General features: G+C 69.8%; 19 protein-coding genes. 13 read left to right on the top strand and 6 right to left on the bottom strand.

Translation table 11 applies throughout. The features are described 5' to 3' along the window. Window positions 1–7 precede the first annotated feature (7 nt). Window positions 8–601, bottom strand: a complete 594-nt coding sequence (locus ACOQFL_RS15045; RefSeq protein ID WP_435544787.1) for a SigE family RNA polymerase sigma factor — start codon at window positions 599–601, stop codon at window positions 8–10. Between the two features lie 96 nt (window positions 602–697). On the opposite strand from ACOQFL_RS15045, the gene ACOQFL_RS15040 reads away from it, so the two are divergent. From ACOQFL_RS15040 to ACOQFL_RS15030, 3 genes are all read left to right on the top strand, one after another. After that, entirely contained in the window at window positions 698–979 is a 282-nt protein-coding gene (locus tag ACOQFL_RS15040) for a YciI family protein (protein ID WP_435544786.1), read from the top strand. 125 nt (window positions 980–1,104) lie between these two features. Beyond that, window positions 1,105–1,515 carry a DUF3151 domain-containing protein gene (locus ACOQFL_RS15035; RefSeq protein WP_435544970.1) on the top strand — a complete coding sequence of 137 codons (411 nt, stop codon included), beginning with the start codon at window positions 1,105–1,107 and terminating at the stop codon, window positions 1,513–1,515. Window positions 1,516–1,744: 229 nt separating this feature from the next. Next, a complete protein-coding gene (locus ACOQFL_RS15030) occupies window positions 1,745–2,872 on the top strand; it encodes an FUSC family protein (protein ID WP_435544785.1) in 1,128 nt (375 codons plus the stop codon). 157 nt (window positions 2,873–3,029) lie between these two features. Here the strand turns inward: ACOQFL_RS15030 and ACOQFL_RS15025 are convergent, their stop codons facing one another. Both ACOQFL_RS15025 and ACOQFL_RS15020 read right to left on the bottom strand, forming a co-directional pair. Then, on the bottom strand, window positions 3,030–3,686 hold the full coding sequence (locus tag ACOQFL_RS15025; RefSeq protein WP_435544784.1) for an HNH endonuclease family protein: 657 nt from the start codon (window positions 3,684–3,686) through the stop codon (window positions 3,030–3,032). 148 nt (window positions 3,687–3,834) lie between these two features. Continuing rightward, window positions 3,835–4,551, bottom strand: a complete 717-nt coding sequence (locus ACOQFL_RS15020) for a hypothetical protein (RefSeq protein WP_435544783.1) — start codon at window positions 4,549–4,551, stop codon at window positions 3,835–3,837. Window positions 4,552–4,696: 145 nt separating this feature from the next. On the opposite strand from ACOQFL_RS15020, the gene ACOQFL_RS15015 reads away from it, so the two are divergent. Beyond that, on the top strand, window positions 4,697–5,983 hold the full coding sequence (locus ACOQFL_RS15015) for an adenylosuccinate synthase (RefSeq protein ID WP_435544782.1): 1,287 nt from the start codon (window positions 4,697–4,699) through the stop codon (window positions 5,981–5,983). 375 nt (window positions 5,984–6,358) lie between these two features. On the opposite strand, the gene ACOQFL_RS15010 is transcribed toward ACOQFL_RS15015, so the two are convergent. Beyond that, a complete protein-coding gene (locus ACOQFL_RS15010; protein WP_435544969.1) occupies window positions 6,359–7,471 on the bottom strand; it encodes a glycerophosphodiester phosphodiesterase in 1,113 nt (370 codons plus the stop codon). Between the two features lie 197 nt (window positions 7,472–7,668). Between ACOQFL_RS15010 and purD the strand changes: the two genes are divergently transcribed. Together purD and ACOQFL_RS15000 are read left to right on the top strand one after the other, a co-directional pair. Next, window positions 7,669–8,952 carry a phosphoribosylamine--glycine ligase gene (purD, locus tag ACOQFL_RS15005; RefSeq protein WP_435544781.1) on the top strand — a complete coding sequence of 428 codons (1,284 nt, stop codon included), beginning with the start codon at window positions 7,669–7,671 and terminating at the stop codon, window positions 8,950–8,952. Window positions 8,953–9,344: 392 nt separating this feature from the next. After that, entirely contained in the window at window positions 9,345–9,548 is a 204-nt protein-coding gene (locus tag ACOQFL_RS15000; RefSeq protein ID WP_435544780.1) for a hypothetical protein, read from the top strand. A gap of 84 nt (window positions 9,549–9,632) precedes the next feature. Here ACOQFL_RS15000 and ACOQFL_RS14995 read toward each other — a convergent pair whose 3' ends face one another. Both ACOQFL_RS14995 and ACOQFL_RS14990 read right to left on the bottom strand, forming a co-directional pair. Continuing rightward, the gene (locus ACOQFL_RS14995) at window positions 9,633–9,935 is read right to left on the bottom strand and encodes an HAD-IA family hydrolase (protein WP_435544968.1); all 303 of its coding nucleotides are present in this window, start codon (window positions 9,933–9,935) and stop codon (window positions 9,633–9,635) included. 365 nt (window positions 9,936–10,300) lie between these two features. Then, window positions 10,301–11,320: a threonine aldolase family protein gene (locus ACOQFL_RS14990; RefSeq protein WP_435544779.1), complete on the bottom strand. Its 1,020-nt coding sequence runs from the start codon at window positions 11,318–11,320 to the stop codon at window positions 10,301–10,303. Between the two features lie 168 nt (window positions 11,321–11,488). Between ACOQFL_RS14990 and ACOQFL_RS14985 the strand changes: the two genes are divergently transcribed. The 7 genes from ACOQFL_RS14985 (at window position 11,489) to ACOQFL_RS14955 (ending at window position 17,691) form a co-directional block, all read left to right on the top strand. Next, entirely contained in the window at window positions 11,489–12,007 is a 519-nt protein-coding gene (locus ACOQFL_RS14985; protein WP_435544778.1) for a SigE family RNA polymerase sigma factor, read from the top strand. Window positions 12,008–12,020: 13 nt separating this feature from the next. After that, entirely contained in the window at window positions 12,021–12,704 is a 684-nt protein-coding gene (locus ACOQFL_RS14980; protein ID WP_435544777.1) for a hypothetical protein, read from the top strand. A 132-nt stretch (window positions 12,705–12,836) separates the two neighbouring features. Next, the gene (locus ACOQFL_RS14975) at window positions 12,837–13,160 is read left to right on the top strand and encodes a DMT family transporter (protein WP_435544776.1); all 324 of its coding nucleotides are present in this window, start codon (window positions 12,837–12,839) and stop codon (window positions 13,158–13,160) included. Window positions 13,161–13,305: 145 nt separating this feature from the next. Then, complete coding sequence (locus ACOQFL_RS14970; RefSeq protein ID WP_435544775.1) at window positions 13,306–13,893, top strand: TetR/AcrR family transcriptional regulator; 588 nt, start codon at window positions 13,306–13,308, stop codon at window positions 13,891–13,893. 183 nt (window positions 13,894–14,076) lie between these two features. Beyond that, window positions 14,077–15,510 (top strand): adenylosuccinate lyase, encoded by a 1,434-nt coding sequence (gene purB / locus ACOQFL_RS14965; RefSeq protein WP_435544774.1) that lies wholly within the window; start codon window positions 14,077–14,079, stop codon window positions 15,508–15,510. 129 nt (window positions 15,511–15,639) lie between these two features. Then, entirely contained in the window at window positions 15,640–16,551 is a 912-nt protein-coding gene (locus ACOQFL_RS14960; protein WP_435544773.1) for a phosphoribosylaminoimidazolesuccinocarboxamide synthase, read from the top strand. Between the two features lie 396 nt (window positions 16,552–16,947). Continuing rightward, entirely contained in the window at window positions 16,948–17,691 is a 744-nt protein-coding gene (locus tag ACOQFL_RS14955; protein WP_435544772.1) for a DUF2334 domain-containing protein, read from the top strand. Window positions 17,692–17,820: the final 129 nt, after the last annotated feature.

The raw sequence follows: 17,820 nt of genomic DNA, 5'->3' as shown, positions 1-17,820 counted from the left end.
CTACCGCTCAGGCGTTGCCGAGCTGCTTCTGCAGCGCCTCCAGGGCCCGGCTGGCCGTGGACTTCACCGTTCCCTTGGACACACCGGTCGCCTCGGCGATCTCACCCTCCGACATGTTTCCGTAGTAGCGCAGTACCAGCACCTCGCGCTGCCGCCGGGGCAGGTGTCCCAGCGCGGCCACGATCGCCTGATGCTCGCTGGAGAGCATCGCCAGCGACTCGGCGGAACGCGCATCGGGCTGGTGCGGCGGCTGGTACTCGCGTGCGGTCTTGCGTCGTCGCAGCACCGAGCGGCTGCCGTTGACCACTGCCGTGCGCAGGTATCCCACGGCAGCCTTGGAGTCCCGCAGCTGCGCCCAGTTGCGATACAGCCCGGTGAACGCCTCCTGCACCACGTCCTCGGCGGTCGCCGGGTCGTCGACGAGCAGGATGGCGAGCCGCACCATCCGCATCTGCTGGTTGCGGTAGAGGTCCTCCAGTGTCAGCGGTGCCTGGGGCTGATCGTCCTGATCCTCCTGATCGTCCGATCCGTCCAGAGCACGTAGGTGGCCGAGCGTGCGCTCGACCGAGCGTTCCACTCCGCTGGTTCCGTCCCCGATCACGATTCAGCAAGGTACCGGCTCGGCCCCCGATTCGTCTGCTTACCCGGTAACCTCCGCAAGAAACTTGTGACAAAAACATCGTCCGAAAGGGTGGAAATGGCCACTTTTGTCGTGCACATCCGATACGGCGAGGACCGTGAACTGCTCGAACGGGTCCGCCCGGAACACCGGGACTACGCCAAGGACCTCGCGAACCGGGGAGTGCTGCTGGCCGGTGGCCCGTTCGTCGACGGTGACGGCGCGATGCTGGTCTACGAGGTCCCCGACCGTGCCGAACTCGACCGCATCCTGGCCGAGGACCCCTACGCCAGGGAGGGCGTACTCGGTGAGACCACGGTTCGGGAGTGGAAGGCGGTCACCGGCAGCTGGCTCGGCTGATCGAGACCCGGACAGATTTCGGTCGAGCGTCCCGGCAGCGAGCTTCCGTCGGGCGTGTCCGGTTCGGCGCACCGGCGCCCGCGACCGGCCACCCGAGCCGGCCCGGCTGGCAGGATGAGGTCATGATGACGCGAGGAAACCTGCTGGAACCACCGGAGACAATGCTGCCCGAGGACAGCGATGCGCAGGCGGAGCTGGACCGAGGGGACGACCCCGCCGACGTCGCGGCCCGGCACCCCACCTTCAGCGCCGCCTGGGCCCGGCTGGCCGAGCTCGCCCTGGAGTCCGAGAGCCCCGTGGCCGCCTACGCGTACGCGCGCACCGGCTACCACCGTGGCCTGGACGCGCTACGCAAGGCGGGCTGGAAGGGCTTCGGGCCCGTTCCGTGGCACCACCGCCCGAACCAGGGTGTGCTGCGTTCCGTGGCGATGTTGGCGAAGGCGGCCCGGGACATCGGTGAGGACGAGGAGTACCAGCGTTGCAGCCAACTGCTCGCCGACAGTGATCCGGCTTCCCTGGAGGCCAACGGGCTCTGAGCCGATCGGGCCGGACCGCCCGAGCGGTCCGGCCGCCGGTCGCATCGGTACTCGTCGGGGAAAGCGGTTCCGTCCGGTCGTCGCTGCTCATCAGTCGGGCAGCCGTTGCGGGCTACCCACTCGCGGCGCCCGGGGTCACTCCTCCCCGGAGCGAGTTCCGCCACGGGCGCTGTCGGGGACGTGCCCGGGCTGGCCGGATCACGATCCGTGATTGCCGCAGAATGACAGCGTGCAGCGATTTCGCCAGGAACTCCTCCGACGAACGCAGCGTCTACTGCGGACCGGTATCCCGATCGTGCAGTGTGCGATCTCGGCCGGGATCGCCTGGTTGATCGCCCGACACGTGGTCGGCCATCCCGAACCCTTCTTCGCGCCGATAGCGGGCGTGATCGCGCTCGGCATCTCGCTGGGACAGCGGTTGCGCCGCGCCGCCGAGCTCGTGGTGGGGGTCAGTGTCGGTGTGGGCGTCGGCGACGTGCTGATCTCCGTCATCGGGACAGGGCCGTGGCAGATCGCGCTGGTGGTGGCGCTGGCCATGAGCACGGCCGTGTTGCTGGACGCTGGTGGCGTGATCGTCATGCAGGCCGCTTCGTCCTCGGTGCTCGTAGCCACCCTGCTGCCGCCTGCCACGATGGGCGGGCTCAACCGCATGGTCGACGCCGCGATCGGCGGTGTGGTCGGTTTGATCGTGGCGGCGTTGCTGCCGCAGAACCCGCTCGCCGTGGCCCATCGCTACGGCAGGACGGTGCTCGGCTCGTTGGCTGACGCGCTGCGCGGTATCTCCGCCGCCATGGCGGGCGAGGACAGTGCCGCGGCCTCCGACGTGCTCGTCGCCGCGCGCAAGAGCCATCGCTCGGTCGAGGAACTGCGTTCCGCGCTGACCACCGGTGACGAGATAGCCAGGTACGCCCCGATCCGTTGGCGCAACCGCGGGGAGCTGGAGCACTACCAGACCGCCGCCACCCCGGTCGATCGCGCGTTGCGGAACACCCGGGTGCTCGCCCGGCGCGCGCTGGCGGCGTTGCGCGACGAGGAGCCGGTCCCTGATCCGGTACCGGGGATGCTGGAGGAACTGGCCGGGGTGGTGGTGTTGCTGCGGGACGAGCTCGCCGACGGCTCGGAACCGCTGCGCACCAGGGAAGCGGCCCGTTCGGTCGCGCGCCGCACCACGGTTCGGCTGGTGTCCGAAACGGACTTCTCCATGCAGGTGGTGGTGCTGCAGATCCGTTCCATCACGGTGGACCTGTTGCAGGCCACTGGATTGAGCCGTTCCGAGGCGCTCGCCAGTTTGCCCCCGCTGCACCCGGAATCCGGGGAGGATTCCGCCGAGTCCTCCTCCGACCAGCCTCCGGAGTGACCGGCCCCCGGAGTGGGCAGTCCCCGGAGTGACGGCCGCTTGGGAGATCGGCCCGCGCCACGGCCGCCCGTAGCTCCTCGAAGGCTCCGCTACCGGAACGGGAGAAGGCCGGAGGTTCCGCCGACGAGCAGGTCGCCACCCCGGCGGAGAACTCCGCTCAGCAGCCGTCCAACACACCGCGCAGCGCGCTCCGCTCGGCTCCGGTGACGGTCAGGCCCCAGTTGTGCTTGGTGCCGATCCAGGACCTCGCGTACTCGCAGTGGAAACTCTCGTCCGGTGGTAGCCACTCGTCCGGGGTTTCGTCACCCTTGGACTGGTTGACGTTGTCCGTGACGGCGAGCAACTGCGGCCCGGACAGATCGTTGGCGAACCGTTCGCGTTTCTTTCGTGTCCAGTCGGAGGCCCCGGAGCGCCAGGCCGCTGCCAGCGGAACCATGTGATCTATGTCCAGCTCCGCGGGATCGCTCCAGCTGCCCTCGTCGTAGGGGCTGTCCCAGGTTCCCGAGGTGGGATAGCAGTCCGAGCCGGTCCGTACGTTCTCACCGTCGCGAATGAGCACCCGCTCCCGGACGTTGCAGTTCTCGCCCTCGGCCTCGTCCCAGTGCGGGAACTCGTCGCGGTCGTACCCGTCCATCGAGCCCTCCGGGGCCGTCCGGAGGTCGGCGAGCATTTCCTCCGCCCGGGCGGTGTCCGGTGCGCCCGGGGGGCCGGCGGTGGAGTCGGTCTCCTCCGTCGGGGTGAGGGTGGCGCATCCCAACACGACGAGGACGGGTAGTACGGCTGTCGCCGTACGCAGCGCTCTTTCTACGGGCATGACTGCCTCCGGGGACGACTCCGGCCGAGGGGTGGCCGTGGTGGTGCGTGGCGTACCGGTGAGGTGCGGAAGATATCTGATCTCGGCATACGGGTGGGGAGCCGGACCACGCAATCCGCTGTCCGGTGATCGTCACCGGCGCGGGGTGTTATCGGGGGAGTCCCGGGCGGGCGAGCAGCAGGTCCCGGGTGTGCCGGTACCAGGCACAGCGGTGCAGCGGCCGGGGGTGCGCCACCCCGTCCCGGTGGACCGTGGTCTCCTCGAAGGAGGCCTGCATCGCGCGGCCCCGTGCCGATTCGCGCCGCTTTCGCAGCGCTTTCCGGGTGGTCACCACGGTCAGCAGGCCGGTCGTGACCGGCGCGGGCTGGGTGGTCAGCGGGTCGTCGGTGGGCTCGCTCAGCGGGGGTGCCTGCGGATCCGGGAAGACCTCGACCGAGCGTGCCGAACCGTGCAGCATGCGCTGGTCGTCGCAGTACACCTGCCCGGTCATCGGTGCTATCGCGCCGCGCCCCAGCAGCACACCGCCGGAGTCGTCCCTGATCAGTGGAGTGGCCCTCGCCGGTGCCGCCAGCGCCGTGTCGAACTCCCCGACCGGGAGGGACCACACCGAGCTCGCGGGGGAACGGGTGACCGGGACGTAGCCCACGGACAACTCCGCTAGTAGCTTCTTACGCAGCAGCCGCAGCACCACGGCGGCCAGATCCGCATCCGTACCGTGCACCACCACACGGCCCTCGGCCTCGAGCAGTATCGGGTCCACGTCGGTGCGTGACGGTTGGGGCGGCAGGTCGAACCACCGCACGTCGGCTCGTTCCGGGCGTGCTTCGCGTTCGATGTTTCCGCAGGATAGTGCGGTGGTAGTCACGTTACGCTCCTGGTTTACCCTGATCGGTCGGCATTCGCAGGTGCCGGGCCTTCCTCGGTGTGGCGACGCACCCGTGGCCACCGACAGCGATGACCCGCCGTTACCAGTTGCACAGACCGTCTCCAGTGACAGGTTGGAGTTTCACATGCCGGCAATCGTGTTGATCGGCGCCCAGTGGGGTGACGAGGGAAAGGGTAAGGCGACCGACCTGCTCGGTGAGCAGGCGCAGTGGGTCGTTCGTTATCAGGGTGGCAACAACGCGGGTCACACGGTGGTTTTGCCGGACGGGCAGGACTTCGCGCTGAAGCTGATCCCCTCGGGAATCCTCAGCCCCGAGGTGCACAACGTCATCGGCAACGGTGTGGTGGTCAGCCCGGAGGCCCTGCTCGAGGAGCTGGACGGGCTGGAGTCCCGCGGCGTGGACACCTCCAAGCTCTCGCTGTCGGCGGACGCGCACCTGGTGATGCCCTACCACGTGGCGATGGACCGGGTTACGGAGCGTTACCTCGGCAAGAAGCGCATCGGAACCACCGGTCGGGGAATCGGTCCCTGCTACCAGGACAAGGTCGCCCGGGTCGGGGTTCGGGCGCAGGACGTGCTGGACGAGAAGATTCTCCGCCAGAAGGTGGAGGCAGCCCTGGAGTACAAGAACCAGGTGCTGGTCAAGGTCTACAACAGGCGTGCGATGGACCCGGAGGAGGTCGTCGACACGGTGCTGGCGCAGGCCGAACGGTTCGCGGGCCGGGTCGCGGAGACGAAGCTGATGCTGGACCAGGCGCTCGGCCGGAACGAGACGGTGCTGCTGGAGGGGTCGCAGGGCACGCTGCTCGACGTGGATCACGGCACCTACCCGTTCGTCACGTCCTCCAACCCCACGGCCGGCGGTGCCTGTGCCGGGGCGGGGATCGGCCCGAGCCGGATCGACTCGGTGATCGGCATCATCAAGGCCTACACCACCCGTGTCGGCGCGGGGCCGTTCCCCACCGAGCTCACCGACGAGGCGGGCGAGAACCTGCGCAAGGTCGGCGGTGAGGTCGGGGTGAACACCGGCAGGGACCGCCGCACCGGCTGGTTCGACGCGGTGATCGCGCGCTACGCGACCAGGGTCAACGGCATCACCGACTACTTCCTGACCAAGCTGGACGTGCTCTCCGGGCTCGAGACGGTGCCGGTCTGCGTGGCCTACGACGTGGACGGGATGCGCACCTCCGAGATGCCGATGACCCAGACCGGCGTGCACCACGCCGTGCCGGTCTACGAGGAGATGCCCGGCTGGCGCGAGGACATCAGCGGAGCGCGCACCTTCGAGGACCTGCCCGCCAACGCGCGTGCCTACATCGAGCGGCTGGAGGAGCTCGCCCAGGCGCGGATCTCGGCGATCGGGGTCGGGCCCGGGAGGGATCAGACCATCGTTCGCCACCAGATGGCGTGATTACGTTTGCGGCCTGCCGGGCTGCGTAGCTGGTTGAAGTGGCGGAACCTCTCGTGCGGCTCTCGCTCCGGGGAGGCCCGACATCGGGTAGCGACCTACACAACGTCGGGCCTTCCTCGCGAGAGCCGCACGCGAGAACCCGCGGCGGTGCCGACCGCGAGAGTGGTGGGGGTTCGGCTTGCGGGAGTGGTGGGAGTGCGGCTATTCGCCGGTGCCGGTGGCTCCGCGATTTCTTGGGAAATTGACGGAACCGGGGCCACAACGCCGTGCGGCGACGTCAATTTCTCGCGAAATCGCGCCGTCCCGGAACCCTCCTCGGGAAGTGACCGTGGGCGAGGTAGCGAGGCGCCCCCGGAGGTTCCGCCGAGCGACCGGCTACGCCGGGTGAGTTCCCCACCTTTCTCGTGCGTGGTGGGCGAGATCGGGCTGATCGGCGAACACGGCATCCACACCGGTGGCGAACAACTCCCGGAGGAAGCCGAACACGTCGCCGTAGGCGGCGTCCACGTCCGAGCTCCGGAACTCCGCGGGCAGGAAGGCGTTCTCCGCCCGCACCGTGTAGGTGACCACCCGCAGCCCGGCCTCGTGAGCGTGGCCCACCAGACTCGTCGGTTCGGTGAGGCGACCGTTCTCGTCCCGGGGCAGGATCATGGTCGTGACCGGCGCCACCCAGTCGGCGTACTCGGCCATCTCGCGTAGCCCGGCCGGGGTCACCATGTCGGCGTACTCGCGCGGGTCGCCGCTCTCGACGAAGTCGCGCGGCGCGCCGCTGCTCCACACCAGCTGCACCAGATCGACACGCAGCCGGCGGTCCAGCCATCGTAGATTGCCCACCTCGAAGGACTGCACCGCCACCTTCGCGTGCGGGTGGTTGAGCCCGTTGCGGTCAAGGGCCCGCACCACATCGGGTTCCATGCCCAGCCCCACCGAGTGGAAGTAGCTCGGGTGCTTGATCTCCGGTGCGATTCCGATTCGCCTGCCCAGCTCGCGGGACAGTTCCCCCTTGAGATCGATGATCTCCTGGAAGGTCGGGATCTCGAATCGACCGTCGAAGACGGTGTTTCGCTGTCTGAGCTCGGGAAGGCGTTCGGTCGCCCGCAGCGTCTTGAGTTCGGCCAGGGTGAAGTCCTCGGTGAACCAGCCGGTCACCCGCTCCCCGTCGATGACCTTGGTGGTCCTGCGGTCCGCGAACTCGGGGTGCTCGGCCACGTCGGTGGTGCCGCTGATCTCGTTCTCGTGCCTGGCGACGAGTACCCCGTCCTTGGTGGGTACGAGGTCCGGCTCGATGTAGTCGGCGCCCATCCGCGCCGCCAGCTCGTAGGAGGCGAGGGTGTGTTCCGGCCGGTAACCCGGTGCTCCCCGGTGACCGAAGACCCGGATGGTCTCGTCCCCCTTCGGGTGTCGTTTCGCGTCCGAATGCTTCGGGGCGGCGGTCTCCGTTTCGGCAGCCGAGGAAACCCCCAGTACCGGCAGCGCCGCGAAGGCCATCGTACAAAGTACCGCGATCTCGCGTATCCGTTTCCGTGGCACGTGCACCTCTCCTGCTCGCTTATCCGTTCGGAGCGATCGTCGATCACGGTCTCGCACCTCGTGGCGAACTCGGGGTGAACGGTCGGCGTCGTCTCGGCCACTTCTCGGCGGGGGGTGAGGCGTGCGCTCTCCGGCCAAGCTTTACGCTGCGGGGCGTGCGCATCCTCGTGATTGGTGCAGGCGGCAGGGAACACGCGATCCTGCGGGCGCTCTCCCGCGACCCGGAGGTGACGGCCCTGGCGTGTGCCCCCGGCAACGCGGGCACCGCGACGATCGCCGAGTCGTACTCGGTGGATGTCGCTGCCCCCGATGAGATCGCCGAACTCGCGGTGAAGTGGCGGGCCGACCTGGTGGTGTTCGGTCCCGAGACCCCGCTGGTCGTGGGCGCGGCCGACGCGGTTCGAGCGGCGGGCGTCCCCTGCTTCGGGCCGTCCAAGGCCGCGGCACGCATCGAGGGCTCGAAGGCCTTCGCCAAGGACGTGATGCTCTCGGCCGGTGTGCCGACCGCGCACAGCGAGACCGTGGACAACCCGGCGAAGCTGGACGCCGCGCTGGTCAACTTCGGTCCCACCTGGGTGGTCAAGGACGACGGCCTGGCAGGCGGCAAGGGAGTACTCGTCACCAGCGATTTCGACGCCGCACGGGCTCACGCTCTCAAGCTGCTGGATGACGGCCATCCGGTGCTGCTGGAGTCGTTCCTGGACGGTCCGGAGGCGTCGCTGCTGTGCCTGGTCGACGGCACCACGGTGCGTCCGTTGCTGCCCGCACAGGACTTCAAGCGGGTCGGTGACGGCGACGCGGGCCCCAACACCGGTGGGATGGGGGCTTACGCACCGCTGCCCTGGGCTCCGGAGGGAATGGTCGAGGAGGTCGTCGACACCGTCGTACGCCCCACGGCGGAGGAGCTGGCACGGCGCGGTACTCCCTACTCCGGCCTGCTCTACGCCGGGCTGGCGCTGACCTCGAACGGGCCGCAGGTCATCGAGTTCAACTGCCGCTTCGGCGACCCGGAGACGCAGGCGATCCTGGCGATGCTCCGCACCCCGCTGTCGACTCTGCTCGCCGCCGTCGCCAACGGGGAACTGGCCGAGGCACCCGAGCCCGAGTGGGAGCCCGGTGCGGCTGTGACCGTCATCCTGGCAGCCGAGGGGTACCCCGGCAGGCCACGCCTCGACGACGTGATCGGCGGCAGCGACGGCCCCGGTGTGCTGCACTCCGGCACCCGCAGGAGAGAAGAGGACGGCGCCGTGCTCGCCGCGGGAGGACGGGTGCTCTCGGTGGTGGCCACCGGCGAGGACCTGGAGTCCGCGCGTGCGGAGGTCTACCGGCGCGTGGACGGTGTGCACCTGCCCGGTGCGCACTACCGCACCGACATCGCGGCCCGGGCCGCGCGCGGGGAGGTCGCCGTCCCTGAGAACGGTGACTTCGCCCGGCATTAGGAACTGTTTTTCGGTGCGTTGTGCTCGGATGGTGCTGTGGCGGAACCTTCCGCATCGAAGCGTGGTGCGAGTGGCGTTAGCGGTGTTTCGACGCTGGCGCGCCGAAAGAACACCGGGAAGCCGGTGCCCGGCCTCGCAACGCATCCGACTCACGCACCTGGGACCCCCGCGCTGCGACCCGCACGGCCACTTTCCAACGGCGGTCCCGGTCGCGGCGATTTCGCGGGAAATTGACGCCACCCCGAGATTTTCCCCGAGTTGTCCCCGAGTAGTGGGGCATGGCCACCGAACTGTGGGAAGCTGGGGGCGGTGGCTCCGGATCCGCGGTAGTCGTCACACGATCGGCTTCCGCTCAGCCGCGGGGCCGTGAACTCGTGGTGAGGTGAGCAGCGATGTGGTGGAAGGTAGTTCTCGGACTGCTGGCGCTGTGGCTGGTGCTCTCGGTGGCCGGAGCCGTGATCGGTTTCGTGGTCAAGGGGCTGTTCTGGCTCGCCGTGATCGGTGGCGCGTTGTTCCTGATCACAGCGGCCGTCGGCTGGGCCAAGCGGGACAGCCGCCAGGTCGGCGGCAGCGAGCGCAGCCGACAGCTCCGCTGAGATCACCACTTGCCGCCGGGTGTGCGGCGGTGTCGGAACCGGTGACGGATTCCGGTGGCGTTCGGGTTCCTGCGCGCTCCCGGCTCAGTCATCACTGGTGGCGGGCAGTACTCCGTGCGAGCGGAGTTCCTTCCGCGCGTGCTCGGGCCCCTGCCAACGCCGAGCGTGCAGCCCGGCCGCGCGGGCCGCCGCGACGTTGGGCTCGCGGTCGTCGAAGAACAGGCAGTGCTCGGGTGAGGCGTCGAGCCGGTCCAGCAGCACGCGCCAGATCTCCTCGTCGGGCTTGGCCATCCCCAGATCGGCGGAGAACACCACGTGGTGGAAGTGCTCCGCCCACCGTGTGCGTTCGGCTTCCCGCGCGAACGAACCCGGCGCGTTGGAGAGCAGCGCCAGGGGGTGCCGGTGGCGGTCAGCTCCCGCAACAGCAACAGCGTTTCCGGATCGGTCTCGGACCAGCCCGTCACGTCGAGCCGGGTCAGTTCTCGAGACAGCCGCTCGTCCACACTCGTACCCAGCCGCGCGGCCACCGCGCTCCAGTACTCGTGGTCGTCGCAGCCGCGGTCGTACGCCTCTCGCTCGGCGAAGTAGGCCGCGCTCACGCTGTCCAGTGCCGCGCCGTCCATGCTCAACTCGGCCGTGATCCGCGGCAGCGCCCTGGTGGGTCTGCTGATCACCTCGCCGTAGTCGAACACGACCCAGTACGGCTGCTCCGCTCCGCTCCCGCTCGTTCCCACCATTTTCCCTTCCGCCGCTCAGTCAGCTTTCCCGATCCGGCGCAGCACCTCGTCGACGTCGTCCGAGTCCACGTCGCGGTGCGTCACGAAACGCACCCGCCCGGCCATCGGCACCGCGAGCACGCCGGCCTTCCGCAGCCGTTCCAGACTGTGACCGACGTCGGGAACGGTGGCCAGCACCATGTTCGTCCGCGGCGTGTTGACGTGCCAGCCCAGCCCGTTCATTCCTTCCGCGAGTCGGGCGGCGTTGTCGTGGTCGGTGCGCAGCCGTTCGATGCCCTCCAGCGCCACCAGACCGGCGGCGGCCACCACGCCGCCCTGTCGTACTCCGCCGCCGAGCATCTTGCGCATCCGGCGGGCCTCGGTGACGAACTCGGTGGTACCGGCGACCGCCGAACCGACCGGAGCCCCGAGCCCCTTGCTCAGGCACGTCTGCACCGTGTCCACGCCGACCGTCAGAGCCGCGGGCTGCACTCCCAGCGCGACAGCGGCGTTGAACAGCCGCGCCCCGTCCAGGTGAATCGAGAGGCCGTTGTCGCGCGCCGCGGCCACCAGCTGCGCGTGCTCCTCCGGCGGGATCGCGGCTCCGCCCGCCTCGTTGTGGGTGTTCTCCAGGCACAGCAGGCTGTCGCGCAGCGAGTCGTATCCCGCGCTTCCCCCGCACACGGAGCGCACCAGCGCGGCGCTGGGTCTGCCCGGGCCCGCGTCCCAGTCCAGCGGCTCGGGCATCCCGCCCGCCAGCCATGCCGCGGAGCCCAGCTCGTGGGTCAGCACGTGCGCTCCGCGCGGCGCCAGGAACCGGTCGCCGCGCCGCAGGTGCAGCGAGAGCGCGATCAGATTCCCCATGGTGCCGCTGGGAACCCAAAGGGCGTCCTCGGTGCCCAGTAATTCCGCGACACGGCGTTCCAGTTTTCGCATGGTGGGATCCCGGTCCAGCACGTCGTCGCCGACTTCCGCGGCGGCCATCGCCGCGGTCATCCGCTCGTCGGGACGCGTCACCGTGTCGGAACGGAGGTCGATCGTGGCTGTTTGGGTCACGAAAGGATCACACCATATTCGGCCCGGTGAGCGGTATCGGGTAAGCGGACCTGCGGGCTCACCGATTTCCGCCGGGGGTGTGGTGATCGCGCGTCACCGGCGTGCAACCTTGAACGTTGGACGTTCCGTCCTGGTACGTGTCGGCACGCAACGAGCGGAGGCTTCCGCGTGGAACAACGCGAGGAGCAGGAGTTCGCGGAGTACTTCGCGGCTCGGCGAGAGGCGGTGCGTCGGATGGCGTACATGATGTGCGGGGACTGGCACCGAGCGGACGACCTGACGCAGAACGCGTTCATAGCGGTGCACCGCAGGTGGCACAAGATCCGCGACAAGGAGGCGCTGGACGCTTACGTCCGCCGCACCCTCACCCGCGCGGTGATCGACGACTCGCGGCGCCCCTGGCGTCGGGAGCGGGCCGTGGACGAGCTGCCCGAGCACTCGGCGGACCGTGTCGACATGGACGACTCGGTGGTCACCCGCCGGACGCTGCTCGCGGGGCTGCGGCTGGTGCCGCCGAAACAGCGGGCGGTGCTGGTGCTGCGTTATCTGGAGGGACTCGACGTCGCCGGTGTCGCCGAGGTCATGAAGTGCAGCGAGGGCAACGTGAAGAGCCAGACGGCCCGGGGGTTGGAGGCGCTGCGTGCCGCCCTCGGTGATTCGCTCGGTGACCTGCGCTCGATGTCGTGAGGAGGTGTAGGCAGTGCGAGAGCACGAACTCGCGGAACTGTTCCGTGACGCGGCCGATTCCGCCCCCGAAGCGACCTTCGACGCCGGGGACATCGCCAAGGCGTCGCGGCGTGTGACGGCGCGGCGCAGAGTCGGCGTCGCGGGAGGCTCGCTGGTGGCGCTGGCCGTGGTGGCGGGTGGCGTCGGTTTCGGGACGGGCTGGATCGAACCGGAATCGTCCGAGCTGGCCGATACCGCCTCGTCCGGTGTCTCGGAACAGGCGAGTGAGCCCGCCCCTCGGGTGGGCACCGGGCAGCAGGAACCCTCGGTGCTCACCGCGCCGGGCGATCGTTCCGCGGACTGCGGCCCGCCCGATCCGGAGCTGGCCGACGCCCTTTCCGAGCAGTTACCCGCCGTGAGCGACACCAGTGCGCCCGTGGCGGCCCAGCAGTGTCCCGCGGGTGCGCGCACCGCTTCGTTCCAGCTGCGCACCGAACGGAGCAACGGCAACGTGACCGCGATCCTGGGCTCGACGTCCTCGGCACCCCCCGAAGGGGAGGTCGAACCGCTGCGCCGAGGTGAGAACGGGGTGCAGGTGCTCGTGCACACCGGCAGCGGACGCGAGCTGATCCTGCGCAGCAGCTCCGACTCCGGCGGTCCGCCGCCCTACCGGGGCGAGCTGGCCGGGATGGCCCAGCGACTCGCGGGGGAACTCTGACCCGAGCCGCTCCCGACTCCATCGAGTGGCGGTGGCGTCGCACACCAGAGTGGTACGTCCGTACCACTCCGTGGGTAGTCTTCCTGTGGTGAGCGTGGTTCGTATCGCCGATCGCGGGAGGGTGTGCTCGTCATGGCTTGGCTGGTGTTGCTGTTCTCCGGAGTGCTCGAAGCCGGTTGGGCGATCTCGCTCAAGCTCTCGGAGGGTTTCAGCAGGTTGGTCCCCACCCTTGCCTTCCTGGTGCTCGCCGCGGGCAGTTTCGCGGGGCTGGCGTGGGCGATGCGCCTGCTGCCGGTCGGACCCGCCTACGCGGTGTGGACAGGCGTCGGCGCGGCGCTGACCGCCGTGATCGGCATGATCTGGCTCGGCGACGCCGTCTCGGTGATCAAGATCGTCTCGATCGTGCTGATCATCGCCGGGGTGCTCGGCCTCAACCTGGCGGGAGTGGGGCACTGAGCCCGCCGGAACGAGCCGGCGGATGGCTTCCGGAAGCGGACCTTCGAGGCGAGGTGGACCTCCCGGTCGTGGGCGGGGACGGACACCGCGAGAGCCTCCCCTCACATCCCCCAGTCGAGTGGGCAGGGTGGCTAGGATCGACGCGATGACGGCGGCGAGTACCCCGAAAGGCGAACGGCGGCGGCAGCTGCTCGTGGTCGCGGCGGCGGAACTGCTCTCCGAGGGCGGTTTCGCGGCGATCCGACACCGCGCGGTGGCCGAGCGCGCCCGGTTGCCGCTCGCCGCCACCACCTACTACTTCGACTCACTGGAGGAGCTGATCACCGCGGCGGTGCGCCACGAGGCCGAGGAGGAACTCGCCACGGGCAGACGCAGGCTGGAGGAGCTCTCCGAGCGGCCGCTCGGCACCGAGGAGGTCGTCGAGCTGGTGCTGGATCTGCTGCTGGGCACCGACTCGCGCGACGGCGGGACCGAGTCCGTGCTGTTGCGATACGAACGGCTGGTGGGTTCACCGAGAAGGCCCTACCTCGCCGAGTCGATGCGCGATCTGCACTCGCGGCTGCACGAGCTGCTCGCCGAGATCTTCCGCCGCTCCGACGCGGACGTCGGCCACGAACGGATGCTGGAACTGATCGCGCTGGTCGACGGCGCGGTGGTCAACGCCCTCATCGAGAGCGACCCCGACCCCAGGGGCGCCGCCCGGCGGATGCTGCGCGCCCAGCTGCTCCGGTAAGCCTTCCCCACCACGGCCTCTCGCGCGGCGATTTCGCGAGAAATTGACACCGCCCGAGGGTCGCAGCCCCGTGCCCTGCCGCTTCCTTCCAAGCGGCGCGGCGATTTCGCGAGAAATTGACGCCTGTCCCGCACCGGGGCCGCCCGGCGCGTTCATCCGTTGGTGGAAGTATCCTCACCACTCGTGACGGACAAGCCCAGCATTCCCGACCCGCTCGCCTCCCGCTACGCCTCGCCGGAACTGGTTCGGCTCTGGTCGCCGGAGCACAAGATCGTGCTGGAACGCAAGCTGTGGCTGGCGGTGCTGCGGGCGCAGGCCGAGCTCGGCGTCGAGGTCCCGGAGGGCGTCGTCGAGGACTACGAGCGGGTGCTGGAACGGGTCGACCTCGACTCCATCGCGGAGCGGGAGCGCGTCACCCGACACGACGTCAAGGCGCGGATCGAGGAGTTCAACGCGCTCGCCGGGCACGAACACATCCACAAGGGCATGACCTCGCGCGATCTGACCGAGAACGTCGAGCAGCTCCAGATCCGCCGCAGCCTGGAGCACGTGCGCGACCGCACCGTGGCGGTCCTGGCCCGGCTCGGGCAGCTCGCCACCGAGAACGGCGAGCTGGTCATGGCGGGGCGTTCGCACAACGTGGCGGCCCAGGCCACCACCCTCGGCAAACGGTTCGCCACCGCCGCCGACGAGATGATCGTGGCCTTTCGGCGGCTGGAGGACCTGCTGGCGCGGTACCCGCTGCGCGGCATCAAGGGGCCCGTCGGCACATCCCAGGACGCGCTGGATCTGCTCGACGGCGACCAGGAGAAGCTCGCCCAGCTGGAACGCAGGGTCGCCGGGCATCTCGGCTTCGGCAAGGTGCTGGGCAGCGTGGGGCAGGTCTATCCGCGTTCGCTGGACTTCGAGGTGCTGAGCACCCTCTCCCAGCTGGCTGCCGCGCCCGCCAGCCTGGCCAAGACGATCCGGCTGATGGCGGGGCAGGAGCTGGTCACCGAGGGCTTCAAGCCGGGGCAAGTCGGTTCCAGCGCGATGCCGCACAAGATGAACACCCGCTCCTGCGAGCGCGTCAACGGACTCGCCGTGGTGCTGCGGGGCTACGTCTCGATGTCCGGCGAGCTGGCAGGGGACCAGTGGAACGAGGGAGACGTCTCCTGCTCGGTGGTGCGGCGCGTGGCGCTGCCGGACGCGTTCTTCGCGTTCGACGGGCTGTTGGAGACGCTGCTGACCGTGCTCGACGAGTTCGGCGCCTTCCCGGCCGTGATCGCGCGGGAGCTGGACCGCTACCTGCCGTTCCTGGCCACCACCAAGGTGCTCATGGCCGCGGTGCGGGAAGGAGTGGGCAGGGAGACCGCCCACGAGGCGATCAAGGAGAACGCCGTCGCCGTCGCGCTGGACATGCGTGAGCGGGGGCAGGAACGCAACGACCTGCTGGACCGGCTGGCGGCCGACGAGCGGCTGCCGCTGGACCGCGAACGGCTCGGGCAACTGCTCTCCGATCCGCTGGAGTTCACCGGCGCCGCCGCGAACCAGGTGCGCGAGGTGACCGAGGAGATCGGCGAGATCACCGGCCGCCACCCGGAGGCCGCGGCCTACGCACCCGCCCCGATCCTTTGAGGCGCCGTTCCCTGGGGCGGTGTCAATTTCGCGCGAAATCGCCGCGCGTCCACTCGGTGCCGCCCGTGCTGTGCCGCGACGGCGGCCCGTCGGCCCGCCGGTCGTTCGGGTGAGGCAGAATTCCGAACCGTGGTCGCGCTTTCCGAATACCGTCCGGTGGCAGCGGGCAAGGTCCGCGAGCTCTACGAGGTCGACGACGAGCATCTGCTGATGGTCGCCTCCGATCGTGTTTCCGCCTATGATCACGTGCTGGAGACGCCGATCCCGGACAAGGGCCGGGTACTGACCGCGATGAGCGTGTTCTGGTTCGAACTGCTCGGCGATCTGATCGACTCCCACCTCGTCGCCGCCGAGGATCCCCGCATCCCCGAGGAGGTGCGCGGCAGGGCGTTGCTGGTGCGCAAGCTGGGGATGCTGCCCGTGGAGTGCGTCGCGCGCGGCTACCTGAGCGGCTCCGGACTGGCCGAGTACCGCGAGACCGGCAGGGTCTGTGGTGTAGCACTGCCCGACGGTCTGACCGAGGCCGCACGACTACCGGAACCGATCTTCACGCCCGCCACCAAGGCGGAGCTCGGCGAGCACGACGAGAACGTGAGCCTGGAAGCCGTGGCCGCCACCGTCGGCCGCGAGCGTGCCGAGCAGCTACGGGACACCACGCTGCGGATCTACGAGCGCGCCGCCGAGCACGCTCGGACGCGCGGAGTCATCCTGGCCGACACCAAGTTCGAGTTCGGCACCACCGCCGACGGCACCCTGGTGCTCGGTGACGAGGTGCTGACCCCGGACTCCTCGCGGTACTGGCCCGCCGACGAGTACACGCCCGGCAGGTCGCAGCCCTCCTTCGACAAGCAGTACGTGCGGGACTGGCTGACCTCGCCGGAATCCGGCTGGGACCGCGCCTCCGACGTGCCGCCGCCCCCGCTTCCCGACGAGGTGGTCGCGGCGACCAGGGCGCGCTACGTAGAGGCGTACGAGCGGATCACCGGACGTGATCTCACCGCCTGGCCCGCGGTTGAGGGGTCCTCGGCTCGGTTCGCGTAGCTGGTGCCGTGGCGGAACCTCTCGCACGGCGCTCGCTCCGGGAGACCCGACATCGGGTAGCGACCTACACAACGTCGGGCCTTCCTCGCGAGAGCCGCACGCGAGAACCCGCGGCGGTGCCGATCGCGAGGGTGGTCGGAGTGCGGCCCGCGGGAGTGGTCGGAGTTCGGCCCCGCGGCGAGGGCCCGGCGATTTCGTGGGAAATTGACGCCGCCCCGGCTGGGCCACCACCGGGCGGCTGGCTCGGACGGCCATGCCCGGACAGCCATAGCCGAACCGGGGCGCATCCGGACGTTTGGCTGCGCGGCCCCGCAGGACGGGTCTTCCGCGAGAGGTCACGTCCGTTTAATTCGCCGCTCACCGGCACGACATTCCGGTCTGGCGCCATGAAACACCGTGAGTACGCGACTCGTGGTCTCGTTGTACGGCATCGGCGGCGATTGGGATCTCGCACGCTGTGCGCGCTTCGCCGCGCGGCTGGACCGGCTGCGTGTCGGTTTGTCGGTATTCGTCCCCGCGTCGTTGCTGACCGGCTCGGGCGTGACCGACTGGTTGCGGGAGCGCGCCGCCTCGGGCGACGCCTTGGTGCTGCACGGTCTCGAACCGCCACGTGCGAACCGGATTCGCGGTCTCCACGACGATCGGCGGCGCCCCCGGCACGAGGCCGGGCTGCGACTGACCGCGGTGAACGCGGTTCTCGACGCGGCCGGGCTCGACTCGGAGACGTTCGCTCCACTGGGTGGCCGTGCCTCGACGGGCACACTGGCGGCGCTGCGGGCGGCCGGTTTCGGTGCGTGTGTCGAACCGGAGGTGTTGCGGGACCTGCGCACCGGGCGGCTGCGGCGCAGCAGGGTGCGGACTCTGGCGGGCTTCCGGAGCGACTCGGCCCGCTGCCGGGGGCTGCGTTCGGTGGCCGAACGGGGCGTCCGTGACTGGCCGGGACTGGTCAGACTCGCGATCTCCGCCGAGGACCTGGGGCAGCCCACCCGTCGCTCGGCGATTCACGACGCCATCGACCTGGCGCTGCTGCACGGGGCCGTCCCGGCGACCTATCCCGAGTTGGTCGCACCACCGCCCGCGCCGCCGCATTCGGCTCCGATGGTGCGCGGCACCCCGAATCCGGACCCGCTGACCAGCTGATTCGCGGAACCGGTGGTATCGGGATGCCGCTGCTCCGTGCCCGCCGAGCCCCTGGGGCAGCCGTGGGACGGACTCCTCGGAAACGGCTCCGGGGAACGGGTGCCTCGCTCGCGAGGCGAGGCACCGGCA

Source organism: Actinopolyspora sabaoui (assembly GCF_051225635.1).
GTDB lineage: Bacteria > Actinomycetota > Actinomycetes > Mycobacteriales > Pseudonocardiaceae > Actinopolyspora.
This window is presented reverse-complemented; position numbering and strand designations above follow the sequence as displayed.